18 protein-coding genes are annotated in these 20,346 nt (G+C 36.1%); 8 read left to right on the forward strand and 10 right to left on the reverse strand.

Translation table 11 applies throughout. The features are described 5' to 3' along the window. Window positions 1-8 precede the first annotated feature (8 nt). On the reverse strand, window positions 9-1,004 hold the full coding sequence (locus tag GTH24_RS15770; RefSeq protein ID WP_115350805.1) for a LacI family DNA-binding transcriptional regulator: 996 nt from the start codon (window positions 1,002-1,004) through the stop codon (window positions 9-11). 466 nt (window positions 1,005-1,470) lie between these two features. Here GTH24_RS15770 and GTH24_RS15775 point away from each other — a divergent pair, with 466 nt between their 5' ends. From GTH24_RS15775 to allS, 6 genes are all read left to right on the forward strand, one after another. Next, window positions 1,471-2,106 (forward strand): response regulator transcription factor, encoded by a 636-nt coding sequence (locus tag GTH24_RS15775; protein WP_072070139.1) that lies wholly within the window; start codon window positions 1,471-1,473, stop codon window positions 2,104-2,106. 945 nt (window positions 2,107-3,051) lie between these two features. After that, entirely contained in the window at window positions 3,052-3,714 is a 663-nt protein-coding gene (locus tag GTH24_RS15780) for a CDP-alcohol phosphatidyltransferase family protein (RefSeq protein ID WP_072070140.1), read from the forward strand. A gap of 3 nt (window positions 3,715-3,717) precedes the next feature. Next, window positions 3,718-4,440 carry a lysophospholipid acyltransferase family protein gene (locus GTH24_RS15785; RefSeq protein WP_072070141.1) on the forward strand — a complete coding sequence of 241 codons (723 nt, stop codon included), beginning with the start codon at window positions 3,718-3,720 and terminating at the stop codon, window positions 4,438-4,440. Further along, a complete protein-coding gene (locus GTH24_RS15790) occupies window positions 4,427-5,362 on the forward strand; it encodes a phosphatidate cytidylyltransferase (protein WP_072070142.1) in 936 nt (311 codons plus the stop codon). Before GTH24_RS15785 ends, GTH24_RS15790 begins: the two co-directional genes overlap by 14 nt. 327 nt (window positions 5,363-5,689) lie before the next feature. Then, window positions 5,690-6,511, forward strand: a complete 822-nt coding sequence (locus tag GTH24_RS15795; RefSeq protein WP_164526941.1) for a CPBP family intramembrane glutamic endopeptidase — start codon at window positions 5,690-5,692, stop codon at window positions 6,509-6,511. Between the two features lie 376 nt (window positions 6,512-6,887). Next, on the forward strand, window positions 6,888-7,802 hold the full coding sequence (gene allS, locus GTH24_RS15800) for an HTH-type transcriptional activator AllS (protein ID WP_072070143.1): 915 nt from the start codon (window positions 6,888-6,890) through the stop codon (window positions 7,800-7,802). Between the two features lie 58 nt (window positions 7,803-7,860). On the opposite strand, the gene GTH24_RS15805 is transcribed toward allS, so the two are convergent. The 7 genes from GTH24_RS15805 to GTH24_RS15835 all read right to left on the reverse strand — a co-directional run bounded on the left by GTH24_RS15805 (window position 7,861) and on the right by GTH24_RS15835 (window position 15,795). Further along, window positions 7,861-9,105, reverse strand: a complete 1,245-nt coding sequence (locus GTH24_RS15805; protein ID WP_164526682.1) for an MFS transporter — start codon at window positions 9,103-9,105, stop codon at window positions 7,861-7,863. A 25-nt stretch (window positions 9,106-9,130) separates the two neighbouring features. Continuing rightward, the gene (locus tag GTH24_RS15810; protein WP_072070145.1) at window positions 9,131-10,036 is read right to left on the reverse strand and encodes a carbamate kinase; all 906 of its coding nucleotides are present in this window, start codon (window positions 10,034-10,036) and stop codon (window positions 9,131-9,133) included. Window positions 10,037-10,083: 47 nt separating this feature from the next. Then, window positions 10,084-10,911: a DUF2877 domain-containing protein gene (locus tag GTH24_RS15815; RefSeq protein ID WP_072070146.1), complete on the reverse strand. Its 828-nt coding sequence runs from the start codon at window positions 10,909-10,911 to the stop codon at window positions 10,084-10,086. A gap of 42 nt (window positions 10,912-10,953) precedes the next feature. Next, complete coding sequence (locus tag GTH24_RS15820; protein ID WP_072070147.1) at window positions 10,954-12,219, reverse strand: DUF1116 domain-containing protein; 1,266 nt, start codon at window positions 12,217-12,219, stop codon at window positions 10,954-10,956. 12 nt (window positions 12,220-12,231) lie between these two features. After that, complete coding sequence (locus GTH24_RS15825) at window positions 12,232-13,899, reverse strand: acyl-CoA synthetase FdrA (protein WP_072070148.1); 1,668 nt, start codon at window positions 13,897-13,899, stop codon at window positions 12,232-12,234. A 546-nt stretch (window positions 13,900-14,445) separates the two neighbouring features. Further along, window positions 14,446-15,012, reverse strand: a complete 567-nt coding sequence (locus GTH24_RS15830; protein WP_072070149.1) for a YceI family protein — start codon at window positions 15,010-15,012, stop codon at window positions 14,446-14,448. 105 nt (window positions 15,013-15,117) lie between these two features. Then, window positions 15,118-15,795 (reverse strand): hydrolase, encoded by a 678-nt coding sequence (locus tag GTH24_RS15835; RefSeq protein WP_072070150.1) that lies wholly within the window; start codon window positions 15,793-15,795, stop codon window positions 15,118-15,120. Window positions 15,796-16,077: 282 nt separating this feature from the next. Here GTH24_RS15835 and GTH24_RS15840 point away from each other — a divergent pair, with 282 nt between their 5' ends. Beyond that, window positions 16,078-16,950, forward strand: a complete 873-nt coding sequence (locus GTH24_RS15840; RefSeq protein WP_072070151.1) for a pirin family protein — start codon at window positions 16,078-16,080, stop codon at window positions 16,948-16,950. A gap of 74 nt (window positions 16,951-17,024) precedes the next feature. Here GTH24_RS15840 and GTH24_RS15845 read toward each other — a convergent pair whose 3' ends face one another. Beyond that, entirely contained in the window at window positions 17,025-17,930 is a 906-nt protein-coding gene (locus GTH24_RS15845; RefSeq protein WP_072070152.1) for a LysR substrate-binding domain-containing protein, read from the reverse strand. A 514-nt stretch (window positions 17,931-18,444) separates the two neighbouring features. Here GTH24_RS15845 and GTH24_RS15850 point away from each other — a divergent pair. Then, window positions 18,445-19,917, forward strand: coding sequence for an anion permease (locus GTH24_RS15850; RefSeq protein WP_072070153.1), 1,473 nt, complete (start codon window positions 18,445-18,447; stop codon window positions 19,915-19,917). A 119-nt stretch (window positions 19,918-20,036) separates the two neighbouring features. On the opposite strand, the gene GTH24_RS15855 is transcribed toward GTH24_RS15850, so the two are convergent. Beyond that, window positions 20,037-20,333 (reverse strand): helix-turn-helix domain-containing protein, encoded by a 297-nt coding sequence (locus tag GTH24_RS15855; protein WP_072070154.1) that lies wholly within the window; start codon window positions 20,331-20,333, stop codon window positions 20,037-20,039. Between the last annotated feature and the right edge of the window lie 13 nt (window positions 20,334-20,346).

Below are 20,346 nucleotides of genomic sequence, written 5' to 3' on the forward strand. Positions count from 1 at the left end.
CGTGAGTCCTATAACGACTCACGTTCAACTAATTGGCAAGGTACGTGTACCGTATTTTGATGATTTCGCTCTTGAATAATATGTAATGTTGCTTCTTTACCTAACTCATAATGAGGAAGCTGAACCGTTGTTAATGGCGGATAAAATAGATCGCCGGTACCAATCATATTGTCATATCCTAAAACAGCAACCTGATCTGGGATACGCAATCCCATAGACAACAAGACTTGATAAGCTAAAAAAGCAATACGGTCATTACCACAAATTAGAATATCAAAATCTGCTTTTTGATGAGTGCAATGTTTTTTCAATATTTCAATCACATCACGGTAATGCTCATCGCCAAACATCATCGTATATTGGCGTAAATGTGTTAATGGTAGCCCTGCTTCTTGCCAAGCATCTTCAACCGCTTTACGGCGAATAGGCCCCGCAACCGATTCTTCAGGTATATAGAAGCACAAAGGATGACGATATCCCTTCTCAATGACTTTTTTCATTGCATAATATTGCCCATGATAATCATCTGGAATATAAGTTGGAAAAGAGTGTGCCTTATCCAAGCAGTTCGCTAACACTAGATTCTTATCATGCAATTTTTCGTGCACAGAAATTTCACGTAATCCCATTGTCGTATAGATAATACCGTCTGGTCGCTGGGCTAAAAGCTGCCAAATAGCATTTTCATAACAATCTTGCGCAGTCAAATTGACCACAAATGAACTCCATCCAAATTCTCTTGCTGTTTGCTCAATAGATAAAATCATTTCAACAGAAAATGGTGTTGTTGCGGTATCAATTGCTAAAACGCCAATTGAGGAAACTTTTGTTCCTTGCCCACGAATTTTTCGTGCAGAATAATCTGGAACATAGTTAAGTTGATCAATAGCACTTTGGACTTGTTTCAGTGTTTCTGGTTTTAATAACTCAGGGTTATTAATCGCTCTTGAGACTGTCATCAAAGAAACGGATGCAAGTCGAGCTACATCTTTCAGTGACGCCATAGTATTGGCTCGATTGGTTTATTAAAAGGAATAGGTATAAATAAAGTGCTATTTTACAAGAAGTAAAGTCAAAAAGCCACAAAGGGAATTTTATTGTAACTAAATACAACTATTAATTTTCTCGCTAATAGACACCTAAATATATTATTTTTTTACTTATTAAGTGCGTTCAATATAGTTAAAATCACTTACGGTAAAAAACTTAGTTACAATTAATAATAGTTATCCGAACATCCATTATGGAAATAAATTATTCTTATCTATAAAATACAAATATTGAAACAAAACAAAGTTCTGATATTTTATCTATAATATAATACAGAAGTATTAATCATTTTTAATTTGATATATTCTGAATATGGCTCCGTTGCGTGAATGTTACCCTACATAAAAAACTTATAAATTAGTCAAATTTCGTTACTCATTCACTTTTAGTGAAAGAGCTGAGTAAAACCAGGAGCAACATATGGAATCAATAATCCACTTAATCACATTTGAAGATGACAGTACAAAAGTTCAACTTAAAGCTGTTCTTTCTTCTTTAGCTGCTAATGTGAAAACCTATTCAAATGAACAGGCTTTCTTGAAATACTATTTCTCTTCAACAAAAGGAGCACATAAAGAATGCATCATCATTAATACAAAAAGCAGTGCAGCACCATCAATTGCACTGATTAAAGAACTCAACAAATTGAAAAATATCATTCCTGTTATTATTATTTCTGGGGATAGTTCCATTGAAAGTTGTCGTAGTGCATTTAAATCAGGTGCTTTTGAATATTTAACTCGCCCTTTAAATGTAAATGAACTTCTTAATATTGTCTCAGAATCATTCCTTCATTATGAAAGTGAAGTTGAGCAATTCCGAACATATATATCTTTAAAAGATAAATTTGGTAAGTTATCAAATAGAGAAAAAGAAGTTATGGAAATGATCCTTGAGGGAAATACGAGCAAAGAAGCGGCGGAAAAACTTTCGCTATCTCCTCGTACTGTTGAAGTTCATCGCTCAAATATGTATACAAAATTGAAAGTAAGATCACTACCACAGTTAGTTCAAGAATATGATTTCTTTAAGAAATATGACTTGAGAATAAACTAATTCCATCAAGTGATTTTTATTTTTCAATAGGTTGTATTATCTAAAGATATAACGATATGACCTGTTTAATTTTCATTATCTTTTATTAATGAGAGAAATCTGTACTTCTAAAACATTCTATTTTGGATGATTTGTACTTAATATGGGAATAATTAACACGTTATACTCCATTCTACGATAGAAGGGGCGGCAACTTATTTTGATGCCACCCTTTCATTATGGTTCGTTTAATTTCGATTTAAAACACTCATATATTTTATTTTCATAATCGCTATTATTAATAACTATAATTACTGTTTTTTATTAGTAATAGAAATATAAGAATATGTGAAGCATTTCATTTGATATAAATCATTTTTTACTTTTTATAAAGATGAATATTCTCATTTAAAATTTCCATTATTCTTTATTCTTATTTTACGATAGAAATTATTAATGATTAAAAATAATACAATATAGATCCTGGTCTCTTTTTTTTATGTTCATTTAGAGATTGTTTATGCGATTTCATTTTCGATTTAATCAAAATTTTATTAATAAGAATATTCTAATTAACGCATTTAAATTATCGTAATCTTGGTCGTAAAACAAGAAAGAATAATAAGTATTATCCTTTACACTCCCTTTTACTTAAGAAATTTATTCTCTTTATAGTTTAAATAATGTAATACATTATTTATCATTTCTACTTAATATCAATCCAATAAAGACCATCGTTAAAAGATCATTACTGGTAAGTATAATAGACTATCACCGAATAAGTATTAACCCCTAGAAAAGTAAATATTTATTGATAATTTATTTATAGTCTTAATTTGAGTATTAGAAGATAGGATAAATATGTACTTTAAAAATATAAGATAAGCTTATACGTTTATTCTTATTCTCACTTTGACCAAATAGCCTTATGCTATCCCCTCCTAACTCGCTTTTTTACAAAGAAAAATGAATAATCAAGATAAAAATCGCCGTCCTATAAAAGCAAGACAAACAAACTGGGCAACAAAATCAAGCCGCTATTTACAGCAAAAAGGGGCTACGCCCAACGGTATTTCTGTGTTTAGCATTGTATTTTCATTGCTTGCTGGCCTATCGCTCTTTTTTGCCCTTTCTTATTCTCATGGCTTATTACGCTCGTTCTTATTGATCCTTGGTGCATTAATGATCCAAGGTCGTCTTATTTGTAACTTACTAGATGGTATGGTTGCGGTTGAAGGCGGGATGAAAAGCCCTGTAGGGGCAGTTTATAATGAATTACCAGACAGAATTGCAGATACGCTGATCATTTTAGGTGTCGGTTATGGTTTATCCAGCGACTTTTCAATGGCTATTACTTTAGGCTGGATAGGTGCTTTTTTTGCGGTAATGACTGCTTATGTTCGTGTGTTAGGCGGGAGCTGTGGATTAGAACAACACTTTACAGGCCCTATGGCAAAACAACATCGAATGGCTTTACTCACTTCAATTGCTGTAATTGCTGCTTTTATTCCTAACCTTTGGGGAATGTGGCTCTTTTTTATCTCATTATGGATTATTATTTTAGGTTCAACGCTAACCACAATTTTCAGAACCCGTCGAATTTTACGGGATTTAGCACAAGGTGTCTGATTAATGAAAAATGGAAAACTTGCTTTAGATGCAAAAGTGGTGTCATCCGTATTAGTCTCTATCTGTCGTTTTTTAACGGGTATTCGAGCCAAACAAACGTCTCCGATAGCGAAAGATACACCTTGTATTTATTACGCTAACCACTCTAGTCATCTTGATGGTTTGGTAATTTGGTCTTGCCTTGCGCCTGATATTCGTCCTTATGTACATCCCGTTGCCGCTGAAGATTACTGGAATAAAAATCGCTTACGTCGCTATTTGTCTCGCCGTATTTTTAGGGCAATCCTTATTCCTCGCCATGCTGCTAAAATGAATATTGCTGAAGAAAGCAATCAATGCGAAAAGATACTTGAACAATCAACGGGCGAAACTGCATCATCAACATCGAATAAAGTGAATGCACTGGCTATCATGCAAGATATTTTAGACCAAGGTGAATCTCTAATTATTTTCCCAGAAGGCACACGAGGCAATGGCGAATCTATTCAGGATTTTAAAGCTGGCCTTTGGCATCTTTCTCGTAAAAATCCGAATGTTCAATTAGTCCCCATTTATCTTGAAAACTTAAATCGGGTACTCCCTAAAGGCTCCCGCTTAGTTGTTCCCGTTATTTGTAGTGCAATTTTTGGTGCACCCATAGTAGCTACCCATGAAAATGAAAGTAAACAAGAGTTTCTGATAAGAGCCAAAAGCGCGTTAGAGGAGTTACACAATGGAACGTATTAATAATGAAGTCCTCTGGATATTTATCGGACTCTTCTCTTTCTTAATTGTTGCCAGCATTATTGGTGCTATTCTTGCGGCAATTAAAGGCCCTACATCAACAATTACTAACCTTAACTCAAGGATCAATGCTTGGTGGGTAATGTGTATTATTGCGGGTGTTGCAATTAGTATTGGCGCAATTGGCTCTGTGGTACTGTTTACTATTATTTCATGGCTTGCTCTTCGTGAACTCATTACATTAACCCCAACACATCGAGGCGATCATGAGGCATTGTTTTGGTGTTTCTTCGTGATCTTACCTATCCAGTACATTCTCGTTGGTGTGCAGTGGTATAATTTAATGGCAATATTCATTCCTGTTTACGCCTTTTTATTAATCCCAACACGCATGGCACTTTCAGGTGATACCCGCCATTTCTTAGAGCGTATGGCAAAAGTACAATGGAGTGTGATGATAGCCATTTATTGCCTAAGTTATGCTCCGGCACTATTAATGTTGCCTATTGAAGGTTTTGAAGGCCGTAATATCAACTTACTGCTCTTTTTAATGATTGTGGTACAAGTTTCTGACGTACTCCAATATGTCTTTGGTAAATTATTTGGCAAACATCCTATCGTGCCTAAATTAAGCCCAAATAAAACAATCGAAGGATTTTTTGGTGGCATTATTTCCGCCAGCCTTATCGGTATGATGTTGTGGTGGGCGACGCCTTTTTCATGGTGGGCCGCCTTTTTACTCTCTTTAGTCATTACATTGGCGGGTTTTGCTGGTGGTTTATGTATGTCAGCGATAAAAAGAGACAGTGGCGTAAAAGACTTTGGCACAATGATAGAAGGCCATGGTGGCATGATGGATAGAATGGATTCACTCTGTTTTGCGGCCCCTATTTTCTTTCATGTTATTCGCTATTTTTACGTTTAGTTTTTACACTATTTAGCCAAAAATAAGCGAACTCAAGACAAACAAACATGCCGATATCCATATTATCGGCATGTTTATATATTCACTTTTATCTTATTATTCATACAAATTTAATATCAGATATTGATTATCAACATAATAATTAAACAATTGTTTTTATTTTAGACTAAAAGTAAATATTATTATTTTTATAATAAAATCAATTTATTAATTAATAACATTCTTAATCAAGAGGTCTGATTTCTGTATTTTTTATTCATTATGATAGCCTAAATGCCAGCTATCTTTTACCCTAACGCCCCTTTTCATTCTAAAATATCTATAATTATGATCACTTGGCTACTTCTCGCTGCTTCTTTATTATTTTTAGGTTTCAATCGCATACTTGCACTTATTACACTTGCAGTCACAGCACTTAGCGCATTTATAACTGGCATTATTACATGGCAAGTCTTGCCGATTATCTTTAGTATTCTGTTATTAACGTTTGCTTATTCCCGTTATAAAACACAACCACTGCTTCGGGCAATTATCATTCTTGCTCTTATTATCATTGCTAGTGGTTTAGCCTTTCATCTTATTCCTGGCTTTAACAATTTACGTTACCTTTCACACACCTCTATAGGAATAAAAAGCGTCCCTTTTACGTTTTATTTCAATGCAGATAAAGCATTGATACCCTTTATTTTTCTCATTTTCATTCCCACACTTTTTGTCTGTCCTCCATTAAAAAAAGCGAATAAACTACAATGGATAATGTTGATTATTGCTATTCCCGCATTATTACTTATTGCTGTAAAATTAGGGGGATTAGCCATTGAGCTTCATTTACCACATTGGTTACCTGCATTTATTCTGGCAAACCTCTTTTTTGTCTCTCTTGCTGAAGAAGCTTTATTTAGAGGTGTTATTCAACAAACCTTATCACGTTACCTTCCTCCTTATGTTGCACTATTAATTGCATCCATAATCTTTGGCCTCGCACATATTGCTGGAGGTATATTGTTAGTTGTTTTCGCTTCGTTGGCAGGGATTATTTATGGTTTGGCTTGGATGTGGAGTGGTCGGCTTTGGGTTTCAACCGCGTTTCATTTTGTGCTTAATTTGACTCATCTACTCTTTTTTACTTACCCATTTAAAATAGCCTGATCTCCTTTCTTTCATCTTATTAAAGAATTTTTTTATCCTGACTTTCACCGCCTTTTACTGATATCTTAACTTCATCGGTAAAAGGATGAGTGAAACGTGAAAGCAATCACACAAATGGAATATAGATATTCTTATTTACGCCCATCATCCGATGAAATTTTTGTTAGTATGCTTTATCGCTTATCTATAAATAATCGAAACTTCATACGGCACACAATATCAAGCCAATAATAATAACATTCATTAACACGATAAGAAGTTGTCTTACTTTGCAGTATAGACCTTAGAAAAAATAGGTAAGCTTTGCTTTGTTTACTTTTTTTAGTTCAGCATTATCTGCTGAAATTTTGCCTCTATTATTACCAGGACAAAAGATATGTTAGACCAAGAAATGATCCGTACTTTTATACAGGTCGCCGATTGCCAAAGTTTTACGAAAGCTGCCGATATGCTTCATAAAACATCCGCAGCCATTAGTTATCGGATTAAAACATTAGAAGAAAATATTGGTACTCAACTTTTTAATCGTACAACCAGAACCGTAACGTTAACCCCAGCAGGTGAATATTTATTAGAAAAATGCCGCCAATGGATTGTATGGTTAGAATCGATGCCTGTTGAACTTCAACAAATGAATGCTGGTGTCGAACATCAAGTGAATATTGTCATTAATAATCTTCTTTATGATCGCACTGCGGTTGCCAGTATGCTGGCTTGTCTCCATCAACGTTTTCCTTCCACACAATTTCATATTACTCGCCAAGTTTATATGGGTGTTTGGGATGCACTTATTAATGAAGATTATCATTTTGCTATTGGCGTTACGGGGAATGAATCCCTTAAGAATAATATCAATATTTGCGCCATGGGTGAAATTCAATGGCAATTTGTTGTCGCACCTAATCATCCTTTAGCCAATATCAGTGGGGTATTAAGTGATGATCAAATGCGAATGTATTCCGCGGTTAACGTAGAAGATACGTCTCGCCATCTTTCTAAACGCACAGCATGGCGCTTATCCGGTCAGCACGAAATTCGCGTACCTGATTTACACACCAAATTAGCCTGTCATTTAAAAGGCGTCGGTATCGGATTTTTACCATTAAGTTTGTGTAAACCTCTTATTGATAGTGGCCAGCTAATTGCCAAAGAAGTAAAAAATCGTCGTCATAATTCGCCGCTTTCTTTTGCATGGTGTGAAGATAAAAAAGGCGCTGTGGTCAGTTATTTAGTCGAGCTTTTTAAGCAAAATCATCCTAGCGTGCAATCGTTTTACGATCCTTTAAACTAAAAGGGCAAACCGAAGTCTGCCCTTTTACTGTTTATTCAGTGACTAACTGAATGGTGAGCTATGCTTTTGCTTCTTCATTATTATTGTTGCTTTCTTTAATAAAGAGGCTGGCCACAATACCAATACAAATCAGAATAGCGGCAAAGTAGAAACCTGAGTCCATACTTCCTGTTTTATCTGATAAGAAACCCGTTAGTGTTGGTGCGAAAACCGAACCCAGCATACCAATACAGTTATAAACACCAAACGATGTACCTAACGCATGTCGTGGTGAATTATCAGCAACTACAGCAACCAATACTGGGTTTGTACTGATTTTACCTACAATACCGTAAAGGATCAGAGCACCAATTAATACAGGCATTGATTCTGACATTGGTACAGCAAGAATAGCGACAAGTGACAGTGGTAACATGATCAGTAATACAGGCTTACGACGACCAATTTTATCTGAAACCCAGCTAAAAATAAGTGAACCAGGAATAGCAAACCACGGCATTAATGATGCAATAGTTGAAATTTGTGTCCCTGTAATTCCACGTTCAGTTTCTAAGTAGTACGGCAACCAAGTGACTAACACGAAGAAACCATAGATTGAACAGAAGATAGTGACATACGCAAGGTTGATATTGCGATTGCCAAATAAGTCTTTAAATGTCAGTTTAACTTTCTGTTTTGGTGCGCCAGCTTCTGTCGCAGATTGTGCTTTTGGTTTATCTTTGATTATCCATAACATCACCAAACCAATGATGATAATAGGAACACCAATAATATAGAACGGCGCACGCCAGCTCATTCCCATCTCACCAACAGAAATACTTGAGATGTAATAACCAATCGACAGACCAAATGCCATACCACTATTGATAATCGCACTACCTAACGTAATACGATGTTTCGGTATCGCTTCTGAAGATAAACCATACTGAGGGCCATAATAGAAGCCTTGGAAGATACCCACCATGACCCATGCAAACATAAAGGTCACGTAAGTTGGCATCATACCCGCAATAATGGTGAACCCACCAAAGAGCACAATCCCTGTTACTAATACTTTTTTCTTACCTAAATAGTCACCAATCATGCCTGATGGAATATTGAGTGCTGTATATCCGATAAAGAAAATACTCATAATAGAACCAAGTTGAGCTTTAGTAAGATCAAACTCAGCACCAATATTTACCATTAATGGGCCGACAATGGCACGGCTACCATAAAGTGCAATCCAACCAAAAAAGAAGATAATGGTCAGTTTGACCCAATAAGGGACTTTGCCTTTCTCATTCACTTGTGCATCGTTCATAATGACGCTCCTGAAAGAATTTTTATTAAGACTTATAAATTAAAGTGCCAGACTGACCTTCAATAACTTGTTGAATATTTTGTAATGCACCAATATGGGCTTGTTGCCCAGTTGCATTAACAAAATCACTCACCGCCATAATTTTTGGTCCCATTGCGCCATCAGCGACAGCCATTGGTGCAAGTTCTTCTGGTGTTGCTTCACGAATTGCGGCTTGTTCTGGTGTACCCCAATTTTTATAAATAGCATCAGCCTCTGTTAAAATAACAAAGTGCTCTGCATTTAATTCACGAGAAATTAAAGCCGCGGTTAAATCTTTATCAATAACCGCTTCACTACCAATAAATTCATTATTGGTATTATTGACTGGAATACCACCACCGCCACCACAAATAACAATATGACCTTTATCTAATAAAAGTCTTACCGCTTCGATATCAATAATCTTTTTCGGTGTTGGTGATGGCACAACACGGCGGTAATGTTTACCATCTTGTTTAAATGTCCATTGATACTTAGCAATCAATTCTTCTTTATCAGCTTCATCATAAATAGGGCCAATAAATTTACTTGGATCGTTAAATGCTTCATCATTAATATCAACAGAAACACGCGTCATTACCGTTGTAATAGCTTGTTCTGGGTTATTTTGATTAATTTTTTGCATCATCATATAACCAATCATACCCTGGCTCTCAGCCACTAGAATATCCAACGGATATGCAGGAACATCTTGATATGCCAGATTTTGTAGTGCAAGTAGTCCAACTTGAGGCCCATTGCCGTGTACTAATACAACACGGTACTCTTTTGCTAATTTATTAATTGTCTCTGACATTAATTCAATATTTTTATATTGATTCTCAGCAGACAAAACTTCTCCGCGTTGTAATAATGCATTTCCGCCTAAAGCAATAACAATTGTTTTCATAATTATCCGTATCCGAATGTTTATATAAATTCTTTTATTAAAAAAATTTAATCAATATGCTGTCGTTGTTTTTTAGTTTGGTAACCAATCCATAATCCCAGTAATGTATCTGCACCGGAATGATGGCCAATAGAAAGTATTTCCAACATATCCTTAAAAATAATCTCTTTATTCTTTATTTTTTTACCTAGTTGAATGAGATAGGTAGAAAATATTCCCTGGGTGGCATATTCCAAATAATGCTTACTGACAACGGTGGTCAATTCAGATAAAGGGGGAGTGTTATTAAAAAAATAATTAAGTTTTTTTTCTGGCTCTGCTAAATAATGTGCAAATAACATTCCCACTAGCATATCATCTGAACTTGGTGTTAATCCGGGGCCTTTCCCTGTAAAAATGGCCCAGTTAACCGCATTGCCCACTGACTGATTATGAAATAGCTTAATTAATAACTTAATTTCACTGAGTTGCGCGATTTGGCGATAATTTTTTAATGGTCCATACAACCCTGTTGCAATCGAGGGTGAGAGCAGAGAAAAAAAACTTTCTAACCAACGCAAATCTAGTTCCGCTTTATCTTGTAAACGTAAATTCTCACTCTGACCCGCGAGTAGAGTGAGTTTATTTGCAAGTATTGCTTGATGATCTTTTAGACTCATCATGACCGAGGGATGGCACTGTTTAGCAAAATAATCGAAATCATCTTGTTTCAATAACCATCCCATCGGGCTTAATCCTCTCCCTTCACGATGAAAAGTGATTAAGCGTTGTTGAGGGCAAATGAAATTCAAAGCATGGTCATAAATGCCCACACATTTAATCTCACCTTCAAAATCAGTGATATGCTGGCTGGTTTGAAGTGCTTGAATTTGCATAATGCCCCCTTTATTGCTGTGATTTATCGTTACAAAGCACGATTAAGCGTCGATGCCTAACTCTTCTGCCAATGCAACAATCGCTTTTTCAAAGCAACCTAAAGGTGCGCGTACAGTACCTGCACCAATCTGGCCAACACCCGGCTCTTTATGTGCAATACCCGTGTTAATCAGTGGTGTAATACCCGTTTCAACAACGCGACGAGCATCTAATCCTAAACATGCACCTTGGAAATCCCAAGTTGGAATTTGCAACATCATGTTACGAGCAAGGTAGATCTCAGCCATTTCTTCAGTCACTTCACGTGCAGCATCCATACCACCTGATGCACCAACAAAGCGTGTTACACCTGGTGCTGCAACCATTGCTGCGCCACCAATACCGAAAGTTTCAGTAATTGCACTGTCACCGATATCTGGGTTTGCATCTGCTTGACTAAAACCAGAGAAGAACAGACCTTGTGGTGTATTTACTGGCGCAGTAAACCATTGGTCACCCATTCCACTGATTTTGATACCAAAGTTGCTACCATTACGGGTCATAACCGTAACGATGGTGCCTTGTTTGATTTGAGCACCAGCATCCATCGCAGCTTTACAGTAAGCCATTGCTAAGTTCAGGAAGAACTGGTCTGTAATGCTCAAGAATTTTGTTACCTTTGTGATTTCAGCATCTTCAAAATCTAATGTGCTTAATACTGGTGCCAATTGACGCAGTAACAGGGCTGAAGCAGCGATATTACGTTGGTGGAATTCATCACCCATAGTAATTGCTTGACCCATAATTGCAGTCAGGTCGATACCATTTTCAAAAGTGGCAATCGCTGCTTTTAACACTGGCGCTAAGCTTTTTTGCATCCAATGTAGACGCTCTTGCACGTCTGGGCCGTAAGCACCAAAACGCATTACTTTACCGATACCTTCGTTCATGTTGCAGTAAGCGTAGTTACCGTGAATGTGGTTTTTAATCACCAACATTGGCATATGAGCAGAAGTAATACCGCCCATTGGGCCTACTGCATTTACGTTATGGCAAGGGATAAACTCAATTTCACCCGCTTCTAACATCGCTAATGCTTGTTCTTCTGTTTCTGCCCAGCCTTCAAATAAAGAAGCTCCGATACATGCACCACGAACAGGGCCACTCATTTCCCCCCAAGTTACAGGAGGGCCAGCATGAAGTAATTTTTTGCCTGTTTCTAAAGCCGGTACAACTTCTTTTGCTAAGTTAACATCACACCAGTGAGGACGGGCTTCACGGATACGTTCGATAACTGCTTCATTCGCTTGTTCGATAGTTGAATACATATCTGCAATTCCTTATTTCAATTTCTTTAATATTTCAGCCAGTTTTTTATTACCACCTGCGACAGGTGCCCACTGATAATGCACAACAGGTGTCCCACTCGATTGCAGATCGTCTGCAAAACTACGTAGACCGGCGTTGATCACAGAGATCCCGTTAAGCAGTGGTGACACTTCAGCATGTGCTTCTGCTGGATGTGGCTGGATTAATTCTTTTGCTAATAAAACCGCTTCTGGCAACGTATCCATAACAATAATGCCCGCTTCTTTTAGCTGTTTTTGCTGTTCGCTACGGTTTTGTGGATCGTCTTCAGTACCAGTAATGGTTGCGATGGTGATTAATGGATTGGCTTCGCCACGTTTTTCATTCAGTTTTTTGATTTCTTGTATTAACGCACCGGCAGGATCTTGAGTTGCACCATAACCAATAACAAAATCAACCAGTAACACGCCAGCTTCTGTTTTATTGCTTAGCTCACTGATAAATTTGTTACGTGTTGATGGGTCAATCATTGGGTGTGGTTTACCCTGTGTATAAAAATCATCACCCATATCGATGATTTTGTGACCATCAGCATCTAGCATTGTGCCTTGCTTATGCTCGTTATCGACTTCAACATTAAGTTTTTCAGATAACAACATGGCGCATTCAGCCGCTAGCGTACCACCGGCATAAAGACCAATGATTTTCTTACCTGTAACTTTTGGTAACTCAGCCGCGATATCTTCAACACGCGCTAATTCAGCCGCAATACGTGCTGTTTCATCTAACGTTCGAGTAAAATAGATATTGTCGTCTTGGAATTTCTCAGGTGTTGTCCCTAAAAATTGCGCCACAATCGGTTTATTATGGCGTTTCATTTCAGCAATGATTTTTTGGCGCACAGCAGGCGCGGGGGGCTTAGAAACAAAAGCAATAACACGCGTATTAGGATCTGCCGCCAGCATATTGATAGCAGTGATTGCACTGATACCACCAATTTGCTCTGTTAAATCACGACCACCTAGGCCAATTGAATGAGAAATACCTTGGCGTTGTAAAACGATTTGAGAGGTAATTTCTTGAATACCTGTACCTGATGCGCCAACAATACCAATAGAGCCTTTAGGTGCAATGTTAGCGAAAGCAAGAGGCGCGCCTGCAATATTTGCAGTACCACAGTCAGGCCCCATCACAATCAGACCTTTTGCGGCTGCTTTCTCTTTTAGTGCTTTTTCATCTGCAATAGAAACGTTGTCAGAGAACAGCATGACGTTACAACCATCTTCTAAGCCTGTGTCAGCCAATTCCGCGGCATATTCACCAGCAATAGAGATAAGTAACATATTGGCATTAGTGCTTTTTTGTTTAGCGGTACGCCAGCTACGTACTGTCGTTAATTTGTTACCGCCTTTCTGACCACTTGCAATTTCAGCTAATGCTTCTTCTAAAGCAGTCGATATCATATCGATAATGGCAGGATCATCTGATTCTGCTTTAATCGAAACACAAATGTCATTCGGCGTTGCTTCGTTAAACATGTCATGCCAAAAGCCGGTGACATCAAGAAGAGATTTATTCGCTGGTGTTCCCATCATGACGGAAATTTCTTCCACCTCTGGGGCTTCACTTAATTTTCGGGAAATAATCATCAGGCTAACTGAATCCTGAAAGCTCCCTTTTTTAATAAAAGCATGGATCATTATGATATCCTTAATGCATTTAATATATGTAACAGCACATATCTATTTGCATTTCGTTTTTTTGATAATAAGAAGCCTATTTGCTTAAACTGTTAAGCAATATAAATAAATGTCTGATTTATTAATTTTGAATCTCTGCGTATAAACATACTGAAGAAATATCTAAATGTAGAGTGATTGAAGTCACACTTATTTATTGTAAAAAATTTTTATTTAATCGGATGATATTTATTAAATAAATTATGATGAGGAAAGTTTATTAATTCAGAGATAAAATCAAAAATAGAAAGGCAAAATTTAACGGATCAGAAACAAAAAAATGGCAACAAAAATCATACAAAACAATGGGAAATAAAATTAAAGCAACAATTCGATAACATACAGCAATAAATCATTATTATCAACAATTAAAAATAAACTCTCTTTTAACTCTATTTTTAGAATTTAACACCTAACTTAAATTATATTTTTTATTATATAAAAATAGAAAAGGCCTCATATTTAACAAGGCCTTTTCTATGAAATAAAAATAAAATATGACTTAATTTACTGCTTAATAGCTTCAACTTGAATTTTTAATGTCATATTATCAGCCATCCCTTCTTTGACCAAAAAATCCACGCCCCAATCTGAACGTTTAATAGTTGTTTCAAAATCACCACCACAGACTGATGCATTAAATACAGGACTTTCATAACAATTAAACTTGGTTGTTGTTAATTTAACTGGCAATGTTTTTCCTTTCATCGTTAATAACCCTTCTATAGATGTGGGTTTATTATCCGAGAAATACCATTTTGTTGAAGAAAACTGAATTGTTGGGTACTTATTCGCATCTAAAATATCTGCACTTTTCACATGATTATCAAATGCCGTTAATCCCGTATTTAGAGTTTTAACTGGAATAGAAACGTTTATTTTTCCTATATTTTTTTCTGGTGAGTATGTTAAATCACCTTCAATTTCATAGAAACCACCACTGTTAGTAGATGTCCCAAAATGATCAATATAAAACATTGCCTTAGTATGCGTTGGTTCAAGTTTATATTCATTGGCTTGTACTGCTGGCACAAGTAATAATGAAGATAATACAGCCGGTAAAATAAATTTCATTATAATTTCCTAATCTATTTTTATAGAATAATGCCCATAAAGAAAATACTTTATGGGCATTTTTAAACACAGATAATATAAAGTACAAAGAGAGTTGAGAATTAATTAACGCTGAGAATCTAATATCTCGTTATTTTTTAATACATCTTGAGCTTTGCTATAACTTTCAATTAATAATTGATAAGCAGGGAAAATTTGGGTATATGCTTGCGCCCATTGAGCAGCATCATCACGATTCCATGTCTTCTGAATTTCAGAAGCAACCGCAGCAGTATCCATTGGCACAACCCCTGCTTGAACGATACGAGCTAAGGTAATTTCTTCCGCCATTTTACTGTAAGTTCCTGATGCATCAATAACTGCAAAGACTTGATAACCCTCAGCAACAGCACTAATAGCAGGGAATGCCATACAAACACTCGTAATAGTGCCAGCAATAATTAATTGTTTTTTGCCTGTCGCTTTAACAGCCTCAACAAACTCAGGGTTATCCCATGCATTTATTTCACCTTTACGTGCAACATATTTAGCATGTGGTGCATTTTGATGAATTTCAGGAATTAATGGGCCATTTGGGCCTTGTGGAACAGATGCTGTAGTAATCACCGGCATATTAGCTAATGTTGCCATTTTCGCTAATACTGAAGCTCGTGCTCGTAATTCAGTCATAGGCATATCACCAACCGTTTGGAATAAACCACTTTGGTGATCAATTAATAACATAACAGCATCTTCTGGATTAATAACAGGACGTTGGCCATTAAAATTTGCTGGAGCGCTCATTTGTTTATTCCTTTTAATTAATAAATATTGATTATTAACTGAGTTAAGGAGAAATATTAAAAGATGATATCTATATATCGTTCTCCCCTCGTTGTAATAAACAATAGTCAATTAATTAAAATATCGCTAGAGTCAATTATGATAAACACTATTCCAAAAATAGAACACTGAAACATTTTGTTATTGTTCTATTCTTAGAATAATGAAATCTATTTTTAATACTATTTAAATATATTAATTACTTTAAAATGCGTCCTATAGAAATTTTATAGGAATATCATTATGAAAAAAGTTATTGGTATTTATAAAGCACCTCGTCAACATTGGGTAGGTGATGGCTTTCATGTGCGTTCACTGTTCAGCTATGGTGATCATGGTAAATATTTAAATCCATTCTTACTGTTAGATAGAGCAGGACCAACCGACTTTCCTGCCTCTCAAGGCCATAACCGAGGTGTAGGTGAACATCCTCACCGTGGATTTGAAACAGTGACCATCGTTTATAAAGGCGAAGTTGCACATCATGATTCAACGGGTGAAGGCGGTGTTATTGGTCCTGGTGATGTGCAATGGATGACTGCGGCATCGGGTATTTTGCATCAAGAATACCATTCAGATGCATTTACCAAAGAAGGGGGTGTATTAGATATGGTGCAATTATGGGTTAATCTCCCATCAGATGCCAAATCAGCACCTGCTGGTTATCAATTACTGAAAGAAAGTGCGATCCCAGTACTCCCATTGCCTGATAATGCAGGACAGCTTCGTATTATCGCAGGTGATTACCATGAAACTAAAGGTGCTGCTAAAACCTTTTCGCCTGTGGATGTGTGGGATCTGCAATTAAAGAGTGCAAAATCAGCCACACTGCCAACGAAAAAAGGGCGTTATGTGGGCTTAGTTGTATTACATGGTAGTGTTTATCTTGATAATCAAACCCAATTACAAACTGGAGATTTGGTTATTTTAGATAATGAAGGAGGCTCTGCTAATCTTGAAGCAATTGAAGATGCCGTTGTCTTATATCTCAGTGGTGAGCCTATTAATGAACCTGTCGTAGGTTATGGCCCTTTTGTAATGAATAGCGAAGCGCAAATCAGACAAGCCATTGATGATTTTAACCAAGGTAAATTTGGCCGTATACCTAACGAATAACGTTGTTATTTCATACAAAAACAATAGAAATCAAACGGCTCCTTATTCTATTTGGAGCCGTTTTTATATCAATTTTACTCTTTCATTGGTGACATATTTTCAGCAAGGTATTCCAATAATACTTGGATTGCAGGTAATAGCCCTTTTCTTGATGGATAAACGGCATGAATCACATCTTTAGGAAAACGCCAACTTGGCAATACCTCAATTAACTTGCCATCTTGTAACTCTTTTTCAACCACACTCAAGGGTAATCTTGTTATACCCAATCCCTTTAATGTTGCTTTATAAAGAGTCAAAACATCGGTTGTGGCTAATTTAGGGGTAACATGCTGAGTGGAAACAGAACCCGTTTCATGTGTCAGCGTTAGCGTATATTGTTGTGAGTGTTCGCTATTTGCCAAAATAGGATAATCTGCAAGTTGTTCTGGTGACTCAGGGATCTCACGTCCTTTAAAAAGCAAGGGACTAGCAACTAATACACGTCGAGAGTAACCTAGAATTTTCATTGTTAAACCTGAATCATCTAGTGGCAATGCTCTGACTCGTAATGCAAGATCAAGGCCTTCACTAATCACATCAACTGGACGATTAATGGCTAATATCTGAATATTAATATCCGGATATTTTTCCATAAAATCGACCAAAATATCTTGAATATATATTTGTAATAATGCAACAGGACAAGAGAGCTTAATTGTTCCATGAGGGTGCCCTTGTGCTGAGCAAATAACCTCCTCCGCAATTTCAGCTTCTGCAACCACATTTTTACATTGTTGATAAAAAGTTTGCCCAATTTTGGTGACATGAAATTGACGAGTAGAGCGATAAATTAAAGAGACATTGAGTTTCTCTTCTAAATCTGCAATACGACGACTGAGTTTAGATTTAGGTATTCCTAGTGTTTCTGCCGCTTGAGAAAAACCGCCGAACTCAACAACTTTCACAAAATAGTAGAGGTCGTTTAAATCATACTTCATTGCGTATCACCTATTAGGTTATTTTCAATATTGAGCTGAATTGTTTCAGGCAACAATATTATAGCAAAAAAAGATATTATTTTTCTTTTCTATTATTCAATTATTGTTAAAAGCATTTTTATTTTCGTAGATTAATAAAACAAAGGCGACTAGAAATAATAACACAATCTATCTTTGTTAAATGTATGAAATATGATAAATGTGATATCAAATCACTTCACTTATCACAACTATATTTTATTTCCACCTATTATTGAATTTTAACACCAATCATTAAAAACCTAAAAAACTATATAAAAAACAAAAAGATAAAGAATTACTTTTTATTTTAACAACATCGAGTTACATAAAAATCCTTATTAAAAAAACGAATTAACAAATAATTTTATTTTTATGACATCAGTCAATGAATGTTTAATAATATGTTAATAAGATTACTAGCAATAAAAATACTTATTAGTTTCATTTTTACTTCTGATTATTTATTTAACCTGCAACTTAATGGAATAACCTGATGAAAAAATTAACTCCATTACGACCCATACCTACTTTAATCGCTGTTTCTATTACCCTTATTATCTGGTTTTTTATTCCCGTTCCAGAAGGCGTTGATCCCAATGCTTGGCATTTATTAGCTCTTTTTGTTGGTACTATCGCTGCTATTATTGGTAAAGCACTTCCTATCGGTGCTGTTTCTATAATTGCTATTGCCTTAGTGGCTGTTACTGGTGTCACTAACCCTAACTCAACTAAAGCCGCTATCGGTGATGCATTAAGTGGTTTTTCTAATGATCTTATTTGGTTAATTGGTATTTCTATTATGGTTTCCATGAGCCTAAATAAGACGGGGCTTGGCGCGAGAATTGGTTACTATTTTATTTCACTATTTGGTAAAAAAACGATTGGAATAGCTTATTCATTAGCCATTGCCGAAACAATATTAGCCCCAGTAACGCCAAGTAATACTGCTCGTGGTGGTGGTATTATTCACCCGATTATGCGTTCAATTTCAGACAGTTTTAACTCTAAAGCTGAAGATGGTACAAGTGGTAAAATAGGTCGTTACCTCTCTTTAGTGAACTACAATATAAATCCAATTACTTCTGCCATGTTTATTACGGCAACAGCGCCTAACCCACTTATTGTGAGTTTAATTATCAGTGAAACTGATCCTACACATGAACTTAGTTGGTCTATGTGGGCAATTGCTGCGTTTGTGCCCGCTATCGTTTCATTAATATTAATGCCCATTGTTATCTATCTTCTTTATAAACCTGAAATAACCAGTACCCCGAATGCGCCTCATTTTGCTAAAGAGCGTTTAGCACAATTAGGACCTATTTCATTACCTGAAAAAATAACCCTTGCAGTATTCACCTTATTATTAATTATGTGGGCAGGTGTGCCTGCATTATTATTTGGTGATGGATTTAGTGTAAATGCCACCACTGCGGCTTTTATTGGTTTATCCATTTTATTATGTACGGGTGTTTTAAACTGGGATGATATTTTAAAAAATAAAGGTGCGTGGGATACTGTTGTTTGGTTCTCAGCTTTAGTGATGATGGCATCCTTCTTAGGAAAATTAGGATTAATTAAGTGGTTATCACTCAGCGTAGGGGCAAGTATTGATAGTATGGGAATTAGTTGGGTCAGTGGCATGATATTACTGGTGTTAATTTATGTGTATTCTCACTATTTCTTTGCCAGCACTACCGCGCATATTACTGCAATGTTTGCCGCTTTCTATGCCGCAGGTTTAGCACTTGGCGCGCCACCGATGTTATTAGGGTTAATTTTAGCTTTTTCCTCATCATTAATGATGTCTCTTACCCATTACGGCACAGGTACAGCACCGATTATTTTCGGCTCAGGTTATGCCTCTTTAGGAGAGTGGTGGAAAGCCGGTTTTGTTATGAGTGTTGTGAATTTAGTTATTTGGTTAACACTCGGAAGCTTATGGTGGAAAGTATTAGGGTATTGGTAAAAAAGACAAGAAATTTATCTTTACTCTTTAATTAATTTAAACGTAAATGCCTAAGTATCAGCGATTATTTCATTTTTATAAATGTTTATTCAGCTCTTAGGCATTATTTATATTTAACTTCATTTTAAAAATAATGATTCAGCAATATAGTGATTTTTATTACATTCAATCCTATCCTTATCTAATTTATTATCCTCAATCTGTAAATCGCTTAGAAAATACTCTGGATCAACATCAAAAAGGTAAGATAAATTATAAAGAGTATCAGCATGAATATTAGTTACTCCATTTTCATAACGAGATTGATGCTGCTGGCTAATGCCGAGTAAAGCACCAAACTCATCACCACTCATAGAATAACGCTCTCTCAAACATCTAATTTTTTTTCCAACTATCTTCGATATTCTCTTGCTCACAATATATCCTTAA

Source organism: Proteus vulgaris (assembly GCF_011045815.1).
Classification (GTDB): domain Bacteria; phylum Pseudomonadota; class Gammaproteobacteria; order Enterobacterales; family Enterobacteriaceae; genus Proteus; species Proteus vulgaris_B.